Source organism: Trinickia camelliae (assembly GCF_053525655.1).
The window spans coordinates 183,467-203,620 of sequence record NZ_JBCHAA010000007.1 but is presented as its reverse complement, the minus strand read 5'-3'; the positions used below and the strand labels follow the sequence as shown (position 1 = coordinate 203,620).

Below are 20,154 nucleotides of genomic sequence, written 5' to 3'. Positions count from 1 at the left end.
CCTCGTTCAACGCAGCGCGCACGCAAAGCTCGACGCGGCGTCGACGTCGCCCGAGCCTGCGTATTTCGGCCAAGCCGGGTATTCGCACAGAGGCCGCGCGCGGCCCGGCACGCCGTAGGTGTCGGCGACGATCTGCGGCGGCGGCGCGACGCCTTTCTCCACCCAGTTCTCGAGCGTCGTCAGCGAGTCCCACGCGGCGTTGAACGCCGTGCCGACCGCGTGACCGTAGCCGGGAATCTCGTAGTAACGCGCGAACTCGCGGACCTTCGCCGCCCCCATCGTCGTCTGCAAACGCTGGAAATACTGCTCGGTCGCGCGCGTGCTCACCACCACGTCGGACGTGCCGTGTGCGATCAAGAGCTTGCCGCCTTTCGCGGCGAACGCCGACAGATCGGTCTGGTTCACGTCCTGCAATGCCGTCAGTTCGCTGATGCGCGCTTGCAGCGGACCGGGACGCTGAGGATCGACGCTCAGCGAGTCATAGCCCAGATCGCGCGTGACGAAGTAGCGAATCCACTGGTCCCAGAACACGCTCAGGAACGGCGCATCGGCCGGCATCGGATGCGCCGGTTGTGAGACACCCATCGTGAGCAATCGCATTCTTGTCTGCTCGGGCGTCGTGCCCGCCATCCCCAGATCGGCGCCGTACACGTTGAAACCGGGATACTGGGTCTCGCCGCTCGCGAGCGGATAGTCGAACGTGATCGGCGTGTTGTAGACGTTCAATGCCGCGATCTGCGCGTCGGACAAACACGTATCGCCGGTATCCGCACCGCCACGACAGCGCAGCGGCTTGCCATGCAATGTCGCCTTGCGCGGATTGAACTTCGCACGGCAAGCGGCAACGTTGCTGATGATGCCGTCCTTGACGCCATCGAGGCCGTCGCATGTGGCCATCACGGCGTCGTAGAGCGTCTTGCGCTTGGCCGGGTTCAAGTAGGCGCCCGACGCCGCAAACGCGCGCGTGATGCGCCCGAACTGAAGATCGAGCGATGCCGCGTTCCAGGCGGGATACAGCGCGATCGCACCATCCCAATCCTGCGGCCAGCGCTGCACGACCGCGAGCGCCTCGCGCCCGCCGGACGATCCGCCGGCGAAGTAGGCCCGGTCCGGCTTGTTGACCGCGTAGCGCGCGTCGATCAGATAGATCGCGGCGTCGCGCGTTTTCTTGAGCGCGTCGCCCGAAAAGTTGCGCAGCGCCTCGTCGTTGACGCCGAACGAGCCGTCTTCGATGTTGAGTTTGCTCGCCGATTGATGCCCCGAATCGCTTGCGAACACCGCGTAGCCTCGGCCAAGCGGTGTCGGCTGATCAAGCGGCCCGGCCGGAACGTTGACCGCAGTCGCCGGAATCGCGCCGTCATAGCCACCGCCGCCGAACATCATGACCTTCTTGTTCCAATTCGTCGGCATGTCGATCTCGAAGTTGATCGGCGGGGCCGCTGGGTCCACTGGCTTGATGCTTCCTAGCACTTTGCAATATTCCGGGGTCTTGCTCGCGCCGACGCCGGAAGCGGCCACCGTGGTAGCGGCGGTAACGAGCGCACCGGAGGTCGGCAGTCCGATCGCGGACGCGGGCACCGCGACACCCGCCAGTTGGCTGCAAGGCAACGGCGTCGCGGGCTGTGTGCCGGTCACATGAGTCACACCGCAGCCGACCAACGTGAGCGAAAGCGCTGCGCTCGCGATCACGCCCAACATGCGGCGGCAATTAGCCGGCGAAATAGCGAATCGGACCATCATGCCGTTGTCTCCGGAAATGAATTGGAATGATTCTAATCGCGGAATTCGCGGCAATACGGGCGAATATTCAGATTCGACGCATCATGCGCAATGCGGTCGATATGCGGATTATTTAAATCGCCGTTAATCCGATGCAATGAGCGGATGCAATGCGCGGACGCAATGAACATGACCGTTCCGTCCGTCAATGAAAGCGGAATGAATCGATCGATACGTTATTCGTGGATGCGGCACGCATGCGCCAGGGCGGCCGACGCGCGAATTACTCGCCGTCGCCGTCTTCGATGGCTTTGCGTTCGCGCCGCTCTTCGTTGCCGCGGCGAGCGCGCATGCGTTGGCGCGACAAGACGACGATCACCTCGCCCGTCGTCGCGCCAGGACGAATTTCGTTGCGGATGACATCGTGCACCATCGGCAGGCCCGAGCGCTGACGCCGCAATGCCTTGGCGATGGCCGTGCGGCATTCCTGCCCATGGCAGTCCCATTCGTCACGGACTTTTCCGCAGTAACGGCACTTGTTCATAACGAATAGTCTAACTGCAATCGAAACCCGGCGAGTGGCGACAGATCAGCCCGGGGCAGCTCGAATGTCGGGCTATCGACTCATTCAGGATGTCTTATTTCAATTGCTGATCAGCGCTCTTCACAATCTCTACGTGCGGCGCCGCTCGGCATCGCGCACGCGCTGACCGCCAAGCGGCGCGTTCTCACGCACGAACATCAAGCGACCGTTTGCATGCGCCGCGCCATCCAACGCGCGCGCAGATGGTCATAGGCCAGGTTGTAGAAGAACGTGTACGGCAGGAAGAACAGCATGATGCCGATGTCGAGCATCAGCGCCTCCAGCAGACCGACGTTCATCCACCACGCAGCGACCGGCACCAGGAACACGATCAATCCGCCTTCGAACGCGCACGCGTGTGCGATGCGCACGGCGATCGTGCGCCGGAAACCAAAGCGCTTTTCGAGGCGATCGAAGCCCGCGTTGAACACGATGTTCCAAGTCATCGCCACCAGCGCAAACATGATCGTCATCGCGCCCGCTTGGGCGAGCGGCTTATCCATGATCAACGAGAGCGCGGGCGCGCAAATCACGGTCGCGATCGCTTCAAAAGCCAGCGCGTGGACGACACGTTCGGCCGGGGATTTTCTCAAAGCACTCATGACACAAGCTCCATCAAACCAATGGGTGCCATGTTATCGGTTTGATCGGCACAATCCAGTTCGATATCATCGGTTTTTCCGATATATCGAAGGAGCGGGTCATGCGCCATTCGCCCGAAGCCTTGCTGGCCTTTGCCGAGGCCGCCGCGCTCGGTTCGTTTTCCGCAGCGGCGCGCAAGCTCGGCAAACGACAATCGACGATCAGCGAAGCGATCGCCTCGCTGGAAATCGACCTCGGCCTGACGCTGTTCGACCGCGCCACGCGCCAGCCCACCCTGACCGAGGCCGGGCGCGCCATGCTGTCCCAGGCGCGACGCATTCTCGACGCCAGCGAGCAGATGGACCGCCTCGCCGCGCAGATCGCCGGCGGGCAGGAGGTGCGGCTCACCGTGGCCGTCTCCGACACCTATTACTCCGACCGTTACGAAGACACGCTGGTCGCACTCGAGCAGCGCTTTCCCGATCTCGAACTCGAATACCTGATCGCCGAGCATGAGGACGTGCTGGACCTGATCCAGCAGGACCGGGCCCAACTCGGGCTGATGACGGCGCGCGCGGACTACCCGCCTGACATCGGCACGGCGGCGATTGCCGAGCAATCGGAGATTGGCGTCTTCGTCGGCCTGCAGCATCCGCTCGCGGCCTATGGCGATGCCGAGGTGCCGCACGCCGCGCTGCGCGACGTGCGCGAGCTGCGGCTCAACACCTTCGTCAACCCGAGCGGCACAAACAGCGACGCGCACCGAGTGGGAAGTGCGCGCCGCTGGTCCGCGCCAAGCTATCTGATGCTGCTTGAAATGGCCAGGCTGGGCTTCGGTTGGGCTGAACTGCCGCGCTGGCTGGTCGAACATTTCGCGGCCGGCCGGCTGCATGAGGTGCGTGCGCGCGGCTGGCCGAGGCGTGTGCTGGTGGATGCGGTGTGGTCGCGCAAGCGGCCGTTGGGGGCTGCGGGGGCTTGGTTGTTGGAGAGGATGTTGGCGGGGTGAGGGAGGTTGTCGCGCGTCACGTGCTGTGGAAGCTTGGAAGAGGAAGTCGAGCAATTTCGCTCGATGGCTCGGCGGCCGTCATTTTGAGATTGACGATTCCACCCGTGCGCTAGGCTGGTTCGCTTGTTGTCTACAGCGAGCAATCACATGGCAACTGAACTCAAGACAGACTCCTGGCATCGCTACATGCTGTACCAGAGCGACGAACGCTACATGAGGTTCGAAACCGAGGAAGATCGCAAGCAAGCGGCGGACTCGGGCAAGAAATTCGTCATGTCCGCCTATCCCGAGGTGTGGGCCGGCGATGTAGATCTGGTGAAGCGCATTCGCGCCTTCCTTGGTGAGAATTTCCACTGGCACGACCGGCTGTCGAAATCCGGCACCGACCTCGAGGTTGTCGATACGTTGTTCGAGATGGTACGCGGCGGCAGCGTGATCGTGATTCCCGAAGACGCGCCTCGCGGCGGTAGTATTGGAGCACCCGCAGCATCAGCGCAATCGTCGTTCTGGGGTGTGGAGAACTACGACGACACGCCGTTCGTATCGCTCAAGGATCGCTACCTTGCGCAGCTTGAGCGGCTGCACGCCGAGCGATCCACCTCGGCCGAGATTCAAGCCATGATGGACGGTATCAATGCCGGCTTCATGCAAGCGATGTTTCGCGCCGTGCCGCTCGCCAGTTCGATCTTGTTTTCGAAAGCGGGCTGGATCAGCAAGTACGGCGTGCCGGATCTATCGGATATTGGTCCAGACAATGCGGCCATTGATTCGGAAACGCCGCTGGGCGGTGCGCAACCGTTTGAGTACCAACCGCTAGATACCTCCGGATTAGGTGATTCGTTCACTCTAGCGAAAACACCCAACGAGGGGGCACCGGGCACCTGGTACACAAACCCTGGCAGCGGCCAAATGCGGCTTTACGGGGGCAATGGGAAACCGGTTGTCGATTTCGACTTCGATCATGACCACGGACAAGGCATTCCACACGCTCACAACTGGGCCATTGATCCGTTCACCGGAAAGCCACGGCGTGGACCAGGGTTGCCGATGTCGATCCTTCCGTGATTCAGGAGCTAACAAACATGACGCATAGCGAACGCACCAACGTTAAAGACATTACCAGCCTGCCCAGCTTTCATGACGCAGAACTTATCGGCATTGAACATCGCCCAGACGACTACACACTCACGCTGCATTTTCGACGAGTGAATGGGGAAATCGGATCGCTTTCTTTTACTGGCGTTATGGCGCAACGCATCGTGGACTTTGCCGAACAGAACGTTGTTTCGAGGCTATTGATTTCGCCTCTCTATCGCTTTTCGCCTACCGAGACCCGCTCGTGGCTCCAATGGGTCAGCAGCAGGGATGACGCCACCGCTACGGCGATCGATGACAAAGCCGCACTTGGGCATGCGCAAGGCTTTGGCAAGGGGCTAGAAGCGCTGTTTGTACTTGAACCCTCATGTGGAGCTGAAGTGGCCGTGCATTGCAAAGACATCTGGATTCACCGTCAAGCTACGAACGAACTGAACAACGACGATCCGTCCTCTAAGGAATAGCGGCGAACAGCAGATAGCACACGCGCAAGCACGTATTCACGACACGTTGCTAGAAGCTGGACCCAGACTCCAAAAGCAACGCCGGACAATAGTCTGCGCCTTGCATTCAACCCCTCTTTGGCCAGCTGAATTACAGGCGAGGATCCTTCACCTGCCCCTTTCGTTCGGGTCCGTCAGCTTCTAGCAAAGTCCTTTTTGAACTTTACTAGGCTCCGACTGGCCCTGTTTGCCGAGGGCAGGTAAAAGAAAGTTGCCGACTATGTCAGCGCCAATCGATAATAGCCTCAAGACAGGGGGCCGCAACCGTCGCGGCGTTTTCAATCTCAACCATAAGAATCATGACCGACATTCTTAAAATTTCGGTGGAAAATCAGGATATCAACCTACAAGCGACCAAAAAGTCTCTTGGTGATTTTATTTCTGGCTTACTCGGCCAACCGCAGACGCTCGAAAAGAAGACGGAGTCGGCATTCTCGATTGATCATGCGTGGCTAATTCATTTAACTTCACTTATTACGCAAAGAGTGGCACAACAAAATGTAGCGGAGCCACTAACCTTTGAGGCAACAATAGACTATCGAGGCGGCTTGACTCGGAAGATTTCAACATTAAAATCCTTCGAGCACTTCTCTGAAACGCAAAACGTCGTATGCGTCAGCGTGAAACTTGATATTTCTTTGCTTATTCAGTTTCCAGGCAAAAACTCACCAGAAAAACAACAAGTAACAATCGTATTTAAAACAAACGAAAATAAGCTTTCCTTTATTGAAAGCTTCTTCACAAAAATGCCAATTGGGGAGTTAAATCTAGAAATAAGACATACTGAGCGGACGTGGGGAGATGACATTCTCAATTTGCTAGCGAAAGAATTCGAACTAGTTCAAACCGCCGAAAACAAGATCAAGAAAACACTGAGATCCATATTTCTACCGTTTACTAGTCTGCTATTTCCGCTTTGCTTTGCGATATCGATGTTCATCAGCAATTGGAGGACTTCGAGCCCAGACTCCATAATACTTAAAAAGGCCGCTGCCCTGATGAGCTCTAAGGCGGTTAGTCCAGATATTTTGAACGAAAAATTAAATATGCTTTTAATGCACGCAGAGTCCCAAATTGATGACCAACGCTTTGGCTTCCTCTCTTCATTTCTGATTTCCCTGGGAATTGGCGCATTTGTGGCCTTCCTTGGCATTAACATAGCTCAACCGGCGCCATCGTTCATTTTGATTTCGAAGGCAAGCGAGAAAAATAAAGTTGAGGTCGAGAAAAAGCTGAATCGTCGAATGATTGGCATTCTTGGGTCAATGGTTTTGACATTAATCCTCGGCTTGGCTGCAAACTACCTATACGACAAGTTAAAATAAAAGCCTTCACGCGGCAAGAGTCACTGATTCGATCCCAGCACTCTCTCCAGATTTTTTCAGTGAATTTCCCGAAGAATTAAAGGGCTACGGCAAAATACTGTAGCCTTTTTCATTTCCGAAAGCCCTTTCATAGCCACGCAACTAGCCGCCATTGGACGCGAAGTGTCTAACGGAGTCCGGCGAATTCTGCTTGGCCGCCCCTGAGCAGGATTGCTCACGCACATTTGTTTTACCCCGTCAGACGTGATGCGCACTTGCGCCCATCGTTTTGTACACCCCGCCAGTCACGCCACGATCGGCCGCCCAAGACGCCCCCCTGTAAGCCACCCCCAAGCCAATCGTCAGTTGCGTCACAAGACCACCACGAACTCGACACGTTTCCGTCTCCGCATCGTCACAGCCGGCCTCTAACTTTCTCCGTGGTAACAAGCCGTAAGAAATCTCAGGCACCGCAATGGTGCTTGCATACGCAGTGCCCCCCCAAGCGCACCACGTCAACGGAGAAGTTCATGAAGCGAGAACGCCAATTCAGCGTGCCTTTAAGGCATGCCGCATTGCTATGCGGTGCTGCCGTCCTGGCGATTAGCAGCGCCGTCTTTCCATCGCTTGCGGAAAGCCAATCGCAACCCCAGACGCAATCGCCCGCCGACGCATCGGCCAACACCGTTTCGCCGATCAAGCACGTCATCGTGATCGTCGGCGAAAATCGCACGTTCGATCATGTCTTCGGCGCCTATCAGCCGCGTCATGGCCAGACCGTGTCGAACCTGCTGTCGAAGGGCATCATCAACGCCGACGGCTCGCAGGGTCCCAACTTCTGGCTCGCCGCGCAAAACACGGCCGAAGCGACGAACCCGTCGCGCTTCGACTTGAGCCCGGGACACAAGAAGCCCTATCCCAACCTGCCCGCGCCGAACACGGGCGGCGCGCCGCAAGCGGCAAGCGACACCAACCCGCCGCCGTTCGCGACGCTTGCCGCTGCGCAAGCCGCCGAGGGCTACGCCCTCGAAACGCCGGACCTCTTCCACTTGACGACCGGCGCGACGGGCCTGGCGCCCGACTCCGTCGATACGCGCTTCGGCTCGAACACGCACAACCTGGCGAACGGCCCGTATCAAATCTCGAAGGTCGGCCCCAACTACGACCAGTACATGAACAGCCCGGTGCACCGCTTCTACCAGAACTGGCAGCAATCGGACTGCAACGTCAACGATGCGACCTTCGACAACCCGAGCGGCTGCAAGATGGACTTGTTCGCGTGGGTCGAGACGACGATCGGCGCGGGCTCGAACGGCAACCCGCTGCCGGCGAACTTCAACGACGAGACGACCCATGAAGGGGCCACCGCGCTCGGCTTCTACAACGTGAACACCGGCGACATGCCGTACTTCACGGACCTCGCGCGTCACTACACGATCAGCGACAACTATCACCAGCCGGTGATGGGCGGCACGGGGGCCAACAGCATCATGATCGGCACCGCTGACGCGCTCTACTACACCGACGGCAACGGCCACGTGGCCACGCCGCCGAGCAACGAAATCGAAAATCCGCATCCGCTGAAGGGCACGAATAACTGGTACACGCAGGACGGCTATTCGGGCGGCACCTACAGCAACTGCTCGGACACGAGCCAGCCGGGGGTCGGCGCACTTCGGCATTACCTCGATTCGCTGCCTTATCACCCGAACGCGAACTGCGCAGCGGGCACGTACTACCTCCTCAACAACTACAACCCGGGCTACAACGGCGACGGCACCGTGAACACGAGCACGTTCACGATTCCGCCTTCGCCGGTGAAGACGATCGCCGACACGCTGCTCGCGAAGAACGTCTCGTGGAAGTACTACGGCGAAGGCTGGGGCACCTTCATCACGAGTCCGTCGACGAGCGTCTACTGCAATATCTGCAATCCGTTCCTGTACGAAACGGCGATCATGACGAATCCGACGATCGTTTCGCAGCACCTGCAGGACACGCCCAACCTGTACTCGGACATCAAGAACGGCACGCTGCCCGCGGTTTCGTTCGTGAAGCCGGGCGGATTGCTCGACGGGCACCCGTCGTCGTCGAAGTTCGGCCTGTATGAAGGCTTCGTGCATCAGATCATCGATCTCGTGCAGTCGAACCCGAAACTGTGGGAGTCGACGGCGATCTTCATCACGACCGACGAGGGCGGCGGCTACTACGATTCGGGCTACATCCAGCCGGTCGACTTCTTCGGCGACGGCCCGCGCATCCCGCTGATCGTCGTGTCGCCGTATTCGCGCGGCGGGCGTGTCGTGCACGACTACGCGGATCACGTTTCGCTCGTCAAGTTCATCGAGCGCAACTGGTCGCTGGGTCCGATCACCTCGCGCAGCCGGGACAATCTGCCGAATCCGAAGCAGTTGCCGTCGAATCCGTATGTGCCGACCAACTCGCCGGCGCTCGACGATCTGTTCGACGCGTTCCGCTTCGCGTCGTCCGGTCACCACGGCAAGGGCGATCAGGATGACCAGGGCGACCAGGGCAACTAAATGGGGCAATGGCCCGGTCGGCATGCTGCCGTTCTGAGCCAAGCAGAAAAGTGTTTCATTTGATTTGATCGGCGTGACTCGGTGCTCTCCGAGTTACGCCGTCTTTTTTTGCGCGGACCGGATACCCGCCTTCAGCGGCAAGCCGAAGTCAGGCAGCGAGCGCCGCATCCATCGAAGCAAGGTAGCTCTTGAATCCAGCCGCGAGCACCGCCTCGCGCACGCGCTCGAGTTCGCACCGCGCGTCCGCGTCGCCGGGCCTCTCTAGCGCGCGGGCGAGAGCGCGCCCGCGGGCCACGAACAGCGCCGCCCAAGGCAGCGGTTCGCCGCGCGTGTAGTCTTCGAGACCTTGCGCGTAGCGCGCCACACCGTCCACATCGCCCATCGATAGCGACGCCTCGATGGCGTCGCGGTAGAACCAGAGGTGGTTGTGGCCAACCGCGCCGCGCCGCAGCAGATCCGTGCCTTCGGCAAGAAGCCGGACGCGCTCGGCATCGTCCTCGACGGCACGGCAAAGCGCGCCCACGGCTTTCGGCCCGGTGAACTGCGTACCCACTTCGCGGCAGATGTCGAGCGATCCCTGCAACAGATGAACGGCCTCGCGCCGCCGCCCGCAATCGAGCAGCATCCGCGCTCGCAGCTCCAGGTTCTGCGCCTCGAAACGGCGCGCGCCAAGCTGCCGGATCAGACGCATTTCCTGTTCGAGATGGATTTGGGTCGCCTCGCTGTCCCCCAGTTCGTGACACGAGAACACGCCGAGCGTTTCGCACAGCATTTGCGCCCGCGGCTGGCCAATCAGTTCGGCGGCGCGTGAGGCCGCGGCGGTGTCCTCGCGCGCCTGCCGCGCCTCGTTCAGATAGATGCGGCTGAAGCCTTGCATCGAACGATTGGCGACCTCGATCCGTCCGAAGCCGTGTTCCCGGCTCAAGGCGACGCAGCGGCTGAAGTGCTCGAAAGCGGTCCGCATGCGTCCTTGCGCATAGGCGGCATCCCCGAGTCCGCCGAGCGCGCGCGCCTCCGCTTCGGGCAAGCCCAGGCGCCGGGCGTAAGCTAGGCCCCGTTCGTGCTCGGCGACGCAATCCTCGATCCTGCCGAGGGGAAACAGAATGTTGCCGCGCAGATGATGCAGGCGCGCGAGTTCCGCCACCTGATCCTCGCGCTCGGCGACCTGTTGCGAGGCGTCCAACAGCGTGAGCGCTTCGTCGAGCCCCTCGTTCACGCGCAAGCCCTCCGCGAGTCCGAGCTGGCAGCGACAGCGGCTCACGTCATCGGCAGCGGCGGCAAGCGCCGCGCGATACGTGGCGATCGATGCCTCGATGGCGCCCAAGTCCCGCTGCAGGTCGCCCATCAAGCAGCTCAGCGCGTGGCGGTCCGCATCCGTTTTCGCAATCTCCAGGCCCCGTTCAGTCAGACGCAGAGCGGCCTCGGCAAGATGCGCCGCGCGCTGCGCGACAGCGGCGTCGAGATATGCCTGCGGGGCGCGCGCGTCCTCCGCGCGGTCGAGATGCTGGGCGTGAAGCGTCGGGTCGCTCGCGGCGAACCAGTCGGCCGCGCGCAGATGCAATTCGCGCCGGCGGGTTCGCAAGAGCGTCGAATACGCGCCCTCCTGAATCAAGGCGTGCGCGAACAGGTAATCGTCCCCCTCCGGCAACACGAGCGCGTTGGCGAGCAGCCCATCGCAGACGTAATCCGGTTCGACAATGAGCTGCCGCAGCAAGGCAAGGTCGAAGCGCTGGCCAATCACGGCTGCTGCCTGAAATGCCAGGCGGTCGCGCGGCGACAGCCTGTCCATGCGCGCGAGCACGAGACTCTGGATCGAAGCCGGGACGGTCTTGCCGCTGCCCTCCTCGGCATTGCGCAACAGTTGCTCGAGAAAGAGCGGATTGCCGCCCGCGCGCTCGATGCACGCCAGCGCGACGCGCTGGGTCGCATCGATGAAGTTGCCCGCGAGCGAGAGCGCCTCCTCCTTGCGCAACGGCCCGAGATCGAGGGTGGCAAACGGGATGTCGCGGCAGCGCGCGCGCCATGCCGCATCGAGCGGATCGCCTTCGACGCGCGAGGTCATGACGACGAGGCCCGGCCCGTTGCCGACGCCCGCGGCGAACGCGGCCAGAAAGTCGAGCACCTGCTGGTCGGCCCAATGCACGTCTTCGACCACGATCATGATGGCCGCGCGCCGGCAGGCGTCCTCGGTGAGCCGCGCGACGAGCGCCTCCTTGCCGCGCTTGCGCGCGCCGTGATCCATCGCGTCGTAAAGGGTCCGCCATTCGCTCGTTTGCGGCAGGCCGAGCAGGTCGTGCAGGAATACCAGCTGTTCGGGCTTGATGACGCCCTCCGCGGCGACGCGCTCGGCCGCCGCTTGCCGCGTCTCGCTCGGCGCGGCGCGCGGCAGGCCGAGCAGACTCTCGACGATCGCGTGCACGGGCCCCTGCCCCTTGCCGACGCCGAAGTCCAGCACCAGGCCGCGATGGACTTCGAAGCCCTGCGCCTCGACATGGCCGCGCATCTCGTCGACGAGCCGCGTCTTGCCGATGCCCGCCTCGCCGCGCACATAGACGACGTGGCCGGCCCGCTGCTCGAGACACGCGTGGACGATGCCGCGGAATTGATCAAGCTCGGCATGGCGGCCGATGAAGCGGCTGCGGCTCACCGCTGCCGCATCGGTCGCAATGCTGGAAAGCCGCCAGCAGTGCACCGGTTCATCGATGCCCTTGAAGCGCATGTCGCCGGCTGGCTCGCACAGCGCGCTCTCGCCGATCGCGCGCCGCACGTCGTCGGAAAGCAGCGTCTCTCCGCCGCGCGCGGCGGCCACGAGCCGCGCGGCCAGATTGACCGGATCGCCGTGCACCGTGTAGTCCTGAGCGTCGGCGCGGCCGAGCGACCCCGCGACCACTTCGCCGCTCGCGATGCCCACGTGCGCCTGCAATTGCCGCTCCGTGCGCGCGCTCAGTTGGGCGAGCGCCTCGTGGATATCGAGCGCGGCGCGCGCGGCGCGCAGCGGGTCGGTGTCGTGCGCGCGAGGCGCGCCGAACAGCGCCATCACGGCGTCGCCGATGTGCTTGTCGACGGTGCCGCCATACGCGAGCACGATGCCGTCGACCAGCGCGGTATAGCGGCCGATCAGCTCGCGCAATTCTTCCGGGTCGAGCGATTGCGAAAGCGCGGTGTAGCCGCAGAGGTCGGCAAAGAGGATGGTGACTTGCCGGCGCTCGTCCACCGGCGGAGCGGATGCGGCGGCCGGCGCTCCGGTGGCCGGCACTCCGGCGGCGGGCACGGAAGCCGTAGCGGCGGGTGATAATGCCGAACGTTGCGCGGCGGCGGCGAGGATCCGCTTGCGATGGCCGAGCGACTGGACCCCGAGCTCTTTCAGATCCGCATCGGTCAGTTGCGGCAGCATCGACAGGTCGATGTCGTTCTCGCCGAACGCCTGTGCGTATTGCTCGAGGCCCAATCCCGCCAGCCATTGCCCGATGTCCATCGCCGTCGCCTGTCTCCGGTGCCGCGCGGCACGCCCTTCGCCCACCCAGTGCTACCCAGTGTAGGACCTCGCCAAGCCCGCCGTATGGAAATTGACAGACTGAAAAGTGCGGACGGATACTGAAACGCGCCCCCCGTCCGCCGTCTCCTCTCACCGGAGATCGCCATGAAGCCCGGCACCACCGGTTCCGTCTCCGAGGTTCCCTCGAGCTCCCGCTTCTCCGGTTTGCTCGGCGATCTGACGGGCGGCGCGGTCTCGACGCTCGTCATGCTCTGCTATGCGATGAGCCTGGGCACGATGATCTTCAGCGCGGATCTCGCCCGCTATGCCGTGCTCGGCGTGCCCACCGCGCTCGTCAGCTGCGTCGTGACCGCGCTCGTGATCGCCTTGACGAGCTCGATGCGCCTGAACATCGGCGGGCCCGACAGCAATGCCACCGCGTTTCTCGCGGGCGTCGCGGCGGGCGTGGCCAGCAGCGTGCGCGCCGACGGCGGCTCCCCGCAGACTCTCCTGCTGACCGTGCTGATCGCGATCGCGCTGTGCTCGATCGTGACGGGCGTCGTCCTGTATGCGATCGGTTCGACCAAACGCAGCCGCTCGCTGCAGTTTCTCCCCTACCCCGTGGTCGGCGGATTTCTGGCCGGCACGGGCTACCTGCTGCTGGCCGGGGCGTTTCGCGTCTTGACGGGCGAGTCGCCGCATTGGCGCACGCTCGCGCTGCTGGTTCATCTGCACTGGCTCGCCTGGGTGCCCGCGCTGCTGGTAGGCGCGCTGGCGACGATCCTGGTGCGCACTTGGAAGCACGCCGCCGCCTTGCCGCTCGTGCTCGCCCTTGGCATTGCGCTCTTCTATGTCCTGCTTCACGCAGCGGGCCTCTCGACCGACGACGCGCGCAGCATGGGACTGCTGCTGCCGCGCGTCGCCATGCATCTGCCTCGCCTTCCCGAATGGCATCTGTCGGCGCCGCTCGCGCAGGCGAGCATCGACTGGCTGGCCATCGGCGCGCACCTTCCGGAAACGCTCGTGGTGACCTCGGCGTCGGCCATCACGATCCTGATGAACTCGACGGCAATCGGCGCGGCGACCGGCGAGGATATCGACCTGAATCGCGAGATGCGCGCGGCGGGTATCGCCAACGTCGCAAGCGGATTGCTCGGCGGCATGGTCGGCTATCAATCGTTCAACCGCTCGATGCTCAACGCGCGCGCCGGCGCGACGACCCGCGTCGCGGGGGTGTTCGCCTCGCTCGCGTGTCTGGTGGTGCTGGCCGTCTCGCCGGATCTGGCTGCCCTGTTTCCGGTGCCGGTGCTGGTCGGGCTGCAGGTCTACATGGGGCTGCGCCTCTTGATGGAATGGCTGGTGCGCGCCTATGCGAAGCTCAATTGGTACGAATATTTGCTCGTGCCGGTCATCCTGGCCGTGATCGCGGGCTATGGCGTGATCGCAGGAGTCGCGGCGGGCGTCGTCGCGGCATGCGTGATGTTCACACTGCTATACGGCCGCGTCACTTGCATACGCATGGAGTTCGACACCGGCACGCGCACCTCGACCGTCGAGCGCAGCATCGAGGAGACCCAGCAACTCCATCGGCTCCGCACGCAGATGTGCGGACTGTGCCTGCAAGGCTTTCTGTTCTTCGGCACGGCCAATTCGATCTTGCAGCGCATCCGCGAGCGGCTCGCTGCGCGCGGTTCGACGCCGGTGCGCTTCGTCGTCCTCGACTTCGCTTCGACCAATGGCATGGACGCTTCGGTGTCGATCAGCTTCGTCAAGCTCCGGCAGCTTTGCGCGGCGGCGGACGCGGACCTGGTGCTGACCGCGCTGCCGTCGCGCTCGCGCGATCTGCTCGTGAAAACCGGCACGCTCAAGCTGCGCATTCACGAGTTCGAATCGCTCGATGCCGGACTGGAATGGGTCGAAGACCAGTTGCTCGCATCGAATGCGCGCACGCCGGGGCTCGATCGGGACGGCGGCGATTTCCACGCGATGCTCGCGCCGCACTTCACGGCCCCGGCGCTCGACGCGCTGTCCGCCCGGCTGGAGGTGCGCGATTTGGCAGCAGGCGAGCCGCTCTTTCGGCGCGGCGAGCCGGGTGACGCGCTCTATATCGTCGAGCGCGGACGAGTCGCCATTTCGCTGCCGCTCGACAACGGGCGCTCGGTGCGGCTGCGCTCGTTCGGCCCGGGGACGGTCGTCGGCGAAATGGCGGTGTACACGCAGCAGCGGCGCAGCGCGGACGTGCTCGCCGAGACCTCCGCGCGCGTGCGGCGTTTGTCGCTGGCGGCGCTGCTCGCGCTCGAACAGGACGACCCCGTCGCCGCGCAGCAATTCCATCGCTTCCTGGTCAAGGTCATCGCCTCGCGGCTTGCCGTCGCGAACGAAGCGTTGCGCGCCGCGTATTGAGCGCTGGTTCGCGGGGTCCCGGCGTATCAGATAAGATCGTCCTGTTCGCAGGCCCCCCTCGGCTGCTTCCATGGCGAACGCAGCCTGTTGTCTCCCACTTTTCAGGAAATCAGCATGGTCACATCGAGCTACACCGATACCCGTCTCTTGATCAACGGCGAATGGTGCGACGCTTTGAGCGGCAAGACGATTGACGTCATCAATCCCGCGACTGGCAAGCCGATCGGCAAGGTCGCGCACGCCGGCATTCCCGATCTCGACCGGGCGCTCGCCGCCGCGCAGCGCGGCTTCGAAACGTGGCGCAAGGTGCCGGCCCACGAGCGCGCGGCCACGATGCGCAAAGCCGCCGCCCTGTTCCGCGAACGCGCCGACGAAGTGGCGCGCCTGATGACGATGGAGCAAGGCAAGCCGTTTGCCGAATCGCGCATCGAAGTGCTGTCGGCCGCCGACATCATCGAATGGTTCGCCGACGAAGGCCGCCGCGTCTATGGCCGCATCGTGCCGCCGCGCAATCTCGCGGTCCAGCAAACGGTGCAGAAGGAGCCGATCGGCCCCGTCGCCGCGTTCACGCCGTGGAATTTCCCGGTCAACCAAGTCGTGCGCAAGCTCTCCGCCGCACTGGCGAGCGGCTGCTCGTTCCTCGTGAAAGCGCCCGAGGAAACACCGGCGTCGCCGGCCGCGTTGCTGAAAGCGTTCGTCGATGCGGGCGTGCCCGCCGGCGTGGTCGGCCTCGTGTTCGGCGATCCGGCCGAAATCTCCGGCTACCTGATTCCGCACCCGGTGATCCGCAAGGTCACGTTCACGGGCTCGACGCCGGTCGGCAAGCAGCTCGCCGCGCTCGCCGGCTCGCACATGAAGCGCGCCACGATGGAGTTGGGCGGTCACGCGCCGGTCATCGTCGCGGAAGATGCCGACGTTGCGCTCGCGGTCAAGGCAGCGGGCGGCGCGAAGTTCCGCAACGCGGGCCAAGTCTGCATCTCGCCGACGCGCTTTCTCGTGCACAACAGCATCCGCGAAGAATTCGTGCGGGCGCTCGTCGCGCACGCGGAAGGCCTCAAGCTCGGCGACGGTCTCGCCGAAGGCACCAACCTCGGGCCGCTCGCCAACGCGCGCCGCCTCACCGCGATGAGCAAGGTGCTCGACGACGCGCGCGCCACGGGCGCCAAGGTCGAAACGGGCGGCGAGCGCGTCGGCACGGAAGGCAACTTCTTCGCGCCGACGGTGCTGTCGAACGTCTCGCTCGAAGCCGACGTCTTCAACAACGAGCCGTTCGGCCCGGTCGCGGCGGTGCGCGGCGTCGATTCGCTCGAAGAGGCGATCGCCGAAGCCAACCGCCTGCCCTTTGGCCTCGCGGGCTACGCGTTCACGAAGTCGTTCAAGAACGTGCACCTGTTGTCGCAACAGCTCGAAGTCGGCATGCTGTGGATCAACCAGCCCGCCACGCCCTGGCCGGAAATGCCGTTCGGCGGCGTCAAGGATTCGGGCTACGGCTCGGAAGGCGGACCGGAAGCGATGGAAGCCTACTTGGTGACCAAGTCGGTGACGGTCGCTGCGGTATAAGCGCGGCAGCTGTCTGCCGGCTTCAATGAGGTAAAGCGCGGGCCTTCTCGGTATCTGACGAGAAGGCCCGCGTTGCAATCAGTCTCCGATGAGAATTGTTGAGCATTCAGGACCAGGCTCAAGGACCAGGATTACGCAGTGAACGAAGAAGCCCGCAACACGCTGCCCAGCAGCGAGACCCTGCTCGAAATCGTCCGGACGCAAACCGAAATCGCCAAGCTCGGCCTCGACCTCGGCGGCGTCATGGCCTTCGTGGCCGAGCGCGTCCAGAAGCTCACCCATGCCAAAGGCGCCGTCGTCGAACTCGCGGAAGGCGACGATATGGTGTATCGCGCCGCGGCGGGTAACCTGGCCGGCCAGCTCGGCTTGCGGCTCTCGCGCGCGGGCAGCCTCTCGGGGCTGTGCGTCGAGAAAGGGACGATCCTGCGCTGCGACGATTCCGAACTCGATCCGCGCGTCGATCGCGAAGCGTGCCGCACGGTCGGCCTGCGTTCGATGATCGTCACGCCGCTCAAGCATCTCGACACGACCGTCGGCGTGCTCAAGGTGGTCGCGCCCGAAGTCAGCGCGTTCACCGATGACGACATCCGCGCGCTGGAGCTGATGTCCGAACTGATCGCGGCCGCGATGTTCCATGCGGCGCGCCACGAAACCAGCGAGCTCTATCTGCAGGCCACGCACGACGCCCTCACCGGGCTGCCCAATCGCGCGCTGTTCTATGACCGCTTGAGGCAAGCGGTCCACGTCGCGCTGCGCGGTTCCGCCACGCTCGGCATTCTCAATCTCGACATGGACGGCCTGAAGCCGATCAACGATCGCTACGGCCATCGCGCGGGCGACGCCGCCATCTGCGAAGCGGCGCGCCGCATGAGCCAGAGCGCGCGGCGCGCCGATACCGTGGCGCGCGTCGGCGGCGACGAGTTCGCGATGATCCTGCACGGCATCTCGGGCCGCGGCGACGCCGAGCTGCAAAGCCGGCGGCTGACGGAGAACGTGCGCGAGCCGTTCGAGTTCGAGGGGCAGACGCTCGATCTCGACGTGAGCGTCGGCATCGCGATTCTTCCGGACGACGGCACCGACATGACGGCGCTCATGGACCAGGCGGACCGCGCGATGTACGAGGTCAAGCGCGCGCGCAAGGCGCCCGCCTAAGCGGACCTGGACCGTTCCGTGCGCTTGGCGCATTCCTAAGACAAGAGACGCCATCGATCCCAGGCAGGCACGCCGCGTGCGCGCCGCCCTGCCCAACGCAGGCTTTACGACGCATTGACGTTTTTTTAACGCGTCACGGTTCTTACGCCGACGCTTCCCTATACTTCGATCAACTGCAGATAGAAAGCCAAGCACCGAACAATACAACCAGCTTTCAGAGCCGACATGCAGCGCAAACGGAGGCGGTCTTCCGTTGCGCCGCGAGCGTCAATCTGGAGAGAGACATGAGCCTACCTGCAACCGAAACTTCCGGCGCCGGCCATGTCGGCGAGCCTCGGCCGCACAAACCGGCCATGCCCGCCCTGGCGCTCGCCGCGCTGGGCGTCGTGTACGGCGACATCGGCACGAGTCCGCTCTACACGCTGCAAACCGTCTTCGACCCCGCCAACGGCCTCGAGCTGAACCGGTTCAATTTGATCGGCATCGTCTCGCTGATCTTCTGGTCGCTGATGGTGGTCGTTTCGCTCAAGTACGTCGCCCTGATTCTGCGCGCGAACAACCACGGCGAAGGCGGGATCATGGCGCTGCTGTCGCTCGCGGCGTCGTCGGTGGCGACGCGCAAGCGGCTGCGCAATACCCTGCTCATGGTCGGCATCATGGGCGCCGCCCTCTTCTTCGGCGACAGCGTGATTACCCCGGCGATCTCGGTGTTGAGCGCGGTGGAAGGGCTCGAAGTCGCCGCGCCGGTGCTCAAGACCTATGTGATACCGGTCACGCTCGCGGCGCTGATCGCGTTGTTCATCATGCAGAAGCACGGCACGGCCGGCATCGGCGCCGTGTTCGGGCCAATCATGGTGGTCTGGTTCGCTGTACTCGCCGTGGTCGGGGTCGTCAACATCGCGGACGCACCCGGTGTGCTCTCCGCGCTCGATCCATTCCATGGGCTCGCGTTCTGCCTGCATCACCGCTGGCTCGCGTTCGTCGCGCTCGGCGCGGTGGTGCTGTCGCTGACCGGCGCCGAAGCGCTCTATGCCGACATGGGCCACTTCGGCGCGAACCCGATCCGCCTCACGTGGTTCGGTCTCGTGTTTCCGGCGCTCGCCTTGAACTACCTCGGACAGGGCGCCCTGCTGCTCGCCAATCCCAAGGCCATGCAGAATCCGTTCTATCTGCTGTTCCCGCAATGGGCGCTGTTTCCGATGATCGTGCTCTCGACGATCGCCACCATCATCGCGTCCCAAGCCGTGATTTCCGGCACCTATTCGATGGCGAAGCAAGCCATGCAGCTCGGCTTCCTGCCGCGTATGACCGTCGTCTACACGTCGGCGCAGGAAATCGGCCAGATCTACGTGCCCGGCATCAACTGGGCGTTGCTGTGCGCAGTGGTGGCCGCGGTGATCGGCTTCGGTTCGTCGACCGCGCTCGGGTCCGCCTACGGCATCGCCGTGACCGGCACGATGCTCATCACGACCTGCCTCACGTTCTTCGTCATCCGCTACGCATGGAACTACAACTGGTTCCTGTGCGTGTTCGCGACCGTGTTCTTCTTCATCATCGACGCGACGTTCTTCTCGGCCAACCTGCTCAAGATCGTGCAAGGCGGCTGGTTCCCGCTCGCGATCGGCCTCGTGATGTTCACGGTGATGGCCACCTGGGGACGCGGCTGGGAAATGATGCTGGCCGAAGCGCGCGTGCGCGCCGGCACCACGCCATTGAAGTCGTACTTGAGCGCGCTGCTCGCGCACTCGCCGACGCGCGTCGGCGGCACGGCGATCTTTCTCACGCCGAGTCCCAATACAGTGCCGCATGCACTCGTGAACAATCTGATCCACAATCGCGTGTTTCATCAGCGCGTGGTGTTCCTGACCGTCAGCACGAAGGAGATCCCGTGGGTTCCGCCAAGCCAGCGCGCGACGGTGGAACGGCTCGACAACGAGTGCGAGTGCTACCAGGTCACGATCCACTACGGCTTCAAGGACGAGGTCAATCTGCCGGTCGCGCTCGAAGCGTGCAAGCCGCTCGGCCTCGCGTTCGACCCGACCGAAACGTCGTACTTCCTGAGCCGCGCCAGCGTGGTCCCCGTTTCCAACGTCGGCATGGCGCTGTGGCGCGAGAAGATGTTCGCGGTGATGCTGCATAACGTCGGCAACGTCGCGGAATATCTCAAGCTGCCGGCCAACCGCGTGATCGAGCTTGGTGCTCGCGTGGAGCTCTAGGCCCTACTCCTCTTAC

General features: G+C 63.2%; 13 protein-coding genes. 9 read left to right on the top strand and 4 right to left on the bottom strand.

The features are described from left to right. Positions 1-6: 6 nt before the first annotated feature. The 3 genes from AAHK20_RS14280 to AAHK20_RS14270 all read right to left on the bottom strand — a co-directional run bounded on the left by AAHK20_RS14280 (position 7) and on the right by AAHK20_RS14270 (position 2,904). Entirely contained in the window at positions 7-1,737 is a 1,731-nt protein-coding gene (locus AAHK20_RS14280; protein ID WP_449182233.1) for a tannase/feruloyl esterase family alpha/beta hydrolase, read from the bottom strand. Between the two features lie 265 nt (positions 1,738-2,002). Next, positions 2,003-2,263 (bottom strand): hypothetical protein, encoded by a 261-nt coding sequence (locus AAHK20_RS14275; protein ID WP_449182110.1) that lies wholly within the window; start codon positions 2,261-2,263, stop codon positions 2,003-2,005. A gap of 197 nt (positions 2,264-2,460) precedes the next feature. Further along, positions 2,461-2,904, bottom strand: a complete 444-nt coding sequence (locus AAHK20_RS14270; protein WP_449182109.1) for a multidrug/biocide efflux PACE transporter — start codon at positions 2,902-2,904, stop codon at positions 2,461-2,463. Between the two features lie 101 nt (positions 2,905-3,005). Here AAHK20_RS14270 and AAHK20_RS14265 point away from each other — a divergent pair, with 101 nt between their 5' ends. The 5 genes from AAHK20_RS14265 to AAHK20_RS14245 all read left to right on the top strand — a co-directional run bounded on the left by AAHK20_RS14265 (position 3,006) and on the right by AAHK20_RS14245 (position 9,332). Continuing rightward, positions 3,006-3,890 carry a LysR family transcriptional regulator gene (locus tag AAHK20_RS14265; protein ID WP_449182232.1) on the top strand — a complete coding sequence of 295 codons (885 nt, stop codon included), beginning with the start codon at positions 3,006-3,008 and terminating at the stop codon, positions 3,888-3,890. A gap of 147 nt (positions 3,891-4,037) precedes the next feature. Then, positions 4,038-4,955 (top strand): hypothetical protein, encoded by a 918-nt coding sequence (locus AAHK20_RS14260; protein WP_449182108.1) that lies wholly within the window; start codon positions 4,038-4,040, stop codon positions 4,953-4,955. A gap of 17 nt (positions 4,956-4,972) precedes the next feature. Next, positions 4,973-5,449, top strand: coding sequence for a hypothetical protein (locus tag AAHK20_RS14255; RefSeq protein ID WP_449182107.1), 477 nt, complete (start codon positions 4,973-4,975; stop codon positions 5,447-5,449). 338 nt (positions 5,450-5,787) lie between these two features. Further along, a complete protein-coding gene (locus AAHK20_RS14250) occupies positions 5,788-6,813 on the top strand; it encodes a hypothetical protein (protein ID WP_449182106.1) in 1,026 nt (341 codons plus the stop codon). Positions 6,814-7,322: 509 nt separating this feature from the next. Then, positions 7,323-9,332: an alkaline phosphatase family protein gene (locus AAHK20_RS14245; protein WP_449182105.1), complete on the top strand. Its 2,010-nt coding sequence runs from the start codon at positions 7,323-7,325 to the stop codon at positions 9,330-9,332. 148 nt (positions 9,333-9,480) lie between these two features. Here AAHK20_RS14245 and AAHK20_RS14240 read toward each other — a convergent pair whose 3' ends face one another. Then, a complete protein-coding gene (locus tag AAHK20_RS14240) occupies positions 9,481-12,807 on the bottom strand; it encodes an adenylate/guanylate cyclase domain-containing protein (protein WP_449182104.1) in 3,327 nt (1,108 codons plus the stop codon). Positions 12,808-12,972: 165 nt separating this feature from the next. Here AAHK20_RS14240 and AAHK20_RS14235 point away from each other — a divergent pair, with 165 nt between their 5' ends. From AAHK20_RS14235 to AAHK20_RS14220, 4 genes are all read left to right on the top strand, one after another. After that, positions 12,973-15,210 carry an SLC26A/SulP transporter family protein gene (locus AAHK20_RS14235; RefSeq protein ID WP_449182103.1) on the top strand — a complete coding sequence of 746 codons (2,238 nt, stop codon included), beginning with the start codon at positions 12,973-12,975 and terminating at the stop codon, positions 15,208-15,210. 114 nt (positions 15,211-15,324) lie between these two features. Next, positions 15,325-16,770, top strand: a complete 1,446-nt coding sequence (locus AAHK20_RS14230) for an NAD-dependent succinate-semialdehyde dehydrogenase (RefSeq protein WP_449182102.1) — start codon at positions 15,325-15,327, stop codon at positions 16,768-16,770. A gap of 138 nt (positions 16,771-16,908) precedes the next feature. Beyond that, a complete protein-coding gene (locus tag AAHK20_RS14225) occupies positions 16,909-17,922 on the top strand; it encodes a diguanylate cyclase domain-containing protein (protein ID WP_449182101.1) in 1,014 nt (337 codons plus the stop codon). Between the two features lie 284 nt (positions 17,923-18,206). Next, positions 18,207-20,138, top strand: a complete 1,932-nt coding sequence (locus tag AAHK20_RS14220; RefSeq protein WP_449182100.1) for a potassium transporter Kup — start codon at positions 18,207-18,209, stop codon at positions 20,136-20,138. Positions 20,139-20,154: the final 16 nt, after the last annotated feature.

Coding starts and splice junctions, on each gene's coding strand:
- AAHK20_RS14280 (WP_449182233.1), bottom strand. CDS start 1,737: ATGGTCCGATTCGCTATTTCGCCGGCTAATTGCCGCCGCATGTTGGGC.
- AAHK20_RS14275 (WP_449182110.1), bottom strand. CDS start 2,263: ATGAACAAGTGCCGTTACTGCGGAAAAGTCCGTGACGAATGGGACTGC.
- AAHK20_RS14270 (WP_449182109.1), bottom strand. CDS start 2,904: ATGAGTGCTTTGAGAAAATCCCCGGCCGAACGTGTCGTCCACGCGCTG.
- AAHK20_RS14265 (WP_449182232.1), top strand. CDS start 3,006: ATGCGCCATTCGCCCGAAGCCTTGCTGGCCTTTGCCGAGGCCGCCGCG.
- AAHK20_RS14260 (WP_449182108.1), top strand. CDS start 4,038: ATGGCAACTGAACTCAAGACAGACTCCTGGCATCGCTACATGCTGTAC.
- AAHK20_RS14255 (WP_449182107.1), top strand. CDS start 4,973: ATGACGCATAGCGAACGCACCAACGTTAAAGACATTACCAGCCTGCCC.
- AAHK20_RS14250 (WP_449182106.1), top strand. CDS start 5,788: ATGACCGACATTCTTAAAATTTCGGTGGAAAATCAGGATATCAACCTA.
- AAHK20_RS14245 (WP_449182105.1), top strand. CDS start 7,323: ATGAAGCGAGAACGCCAATTCAGCGTGCCTTTAAGGCATGCCGCATTG.
- AAHK20_RS14240 (WP_449182104.1), bottom strand. CDS start 12,807: ATGGACATCGGGCAATGGCTGGCGGGATTGGGCCTCGAGCAATACGCA.
- AAHK20_RS14235 (WP_449182103.1), top strand. CDS start 12,973: ATGAAGCCCGGCACCACCGGTTCCGTCTCCGAGGTTCCCTCGAGCTCC.
- AAHK20_RS14230 (WP_449182102.1), top strand. CDS start 15,325: ATGGTCACATCGAGCTACACCGATACCCGTCTCTTGATCAACGGCGAA.
- AAHK20_RS14220 (WP_449182100.1), top strand. CDS start 18,207: ATGAGCCTACCTGCAACCGAAACTTCCGGCGCCGGCCATGTCGGCGAG.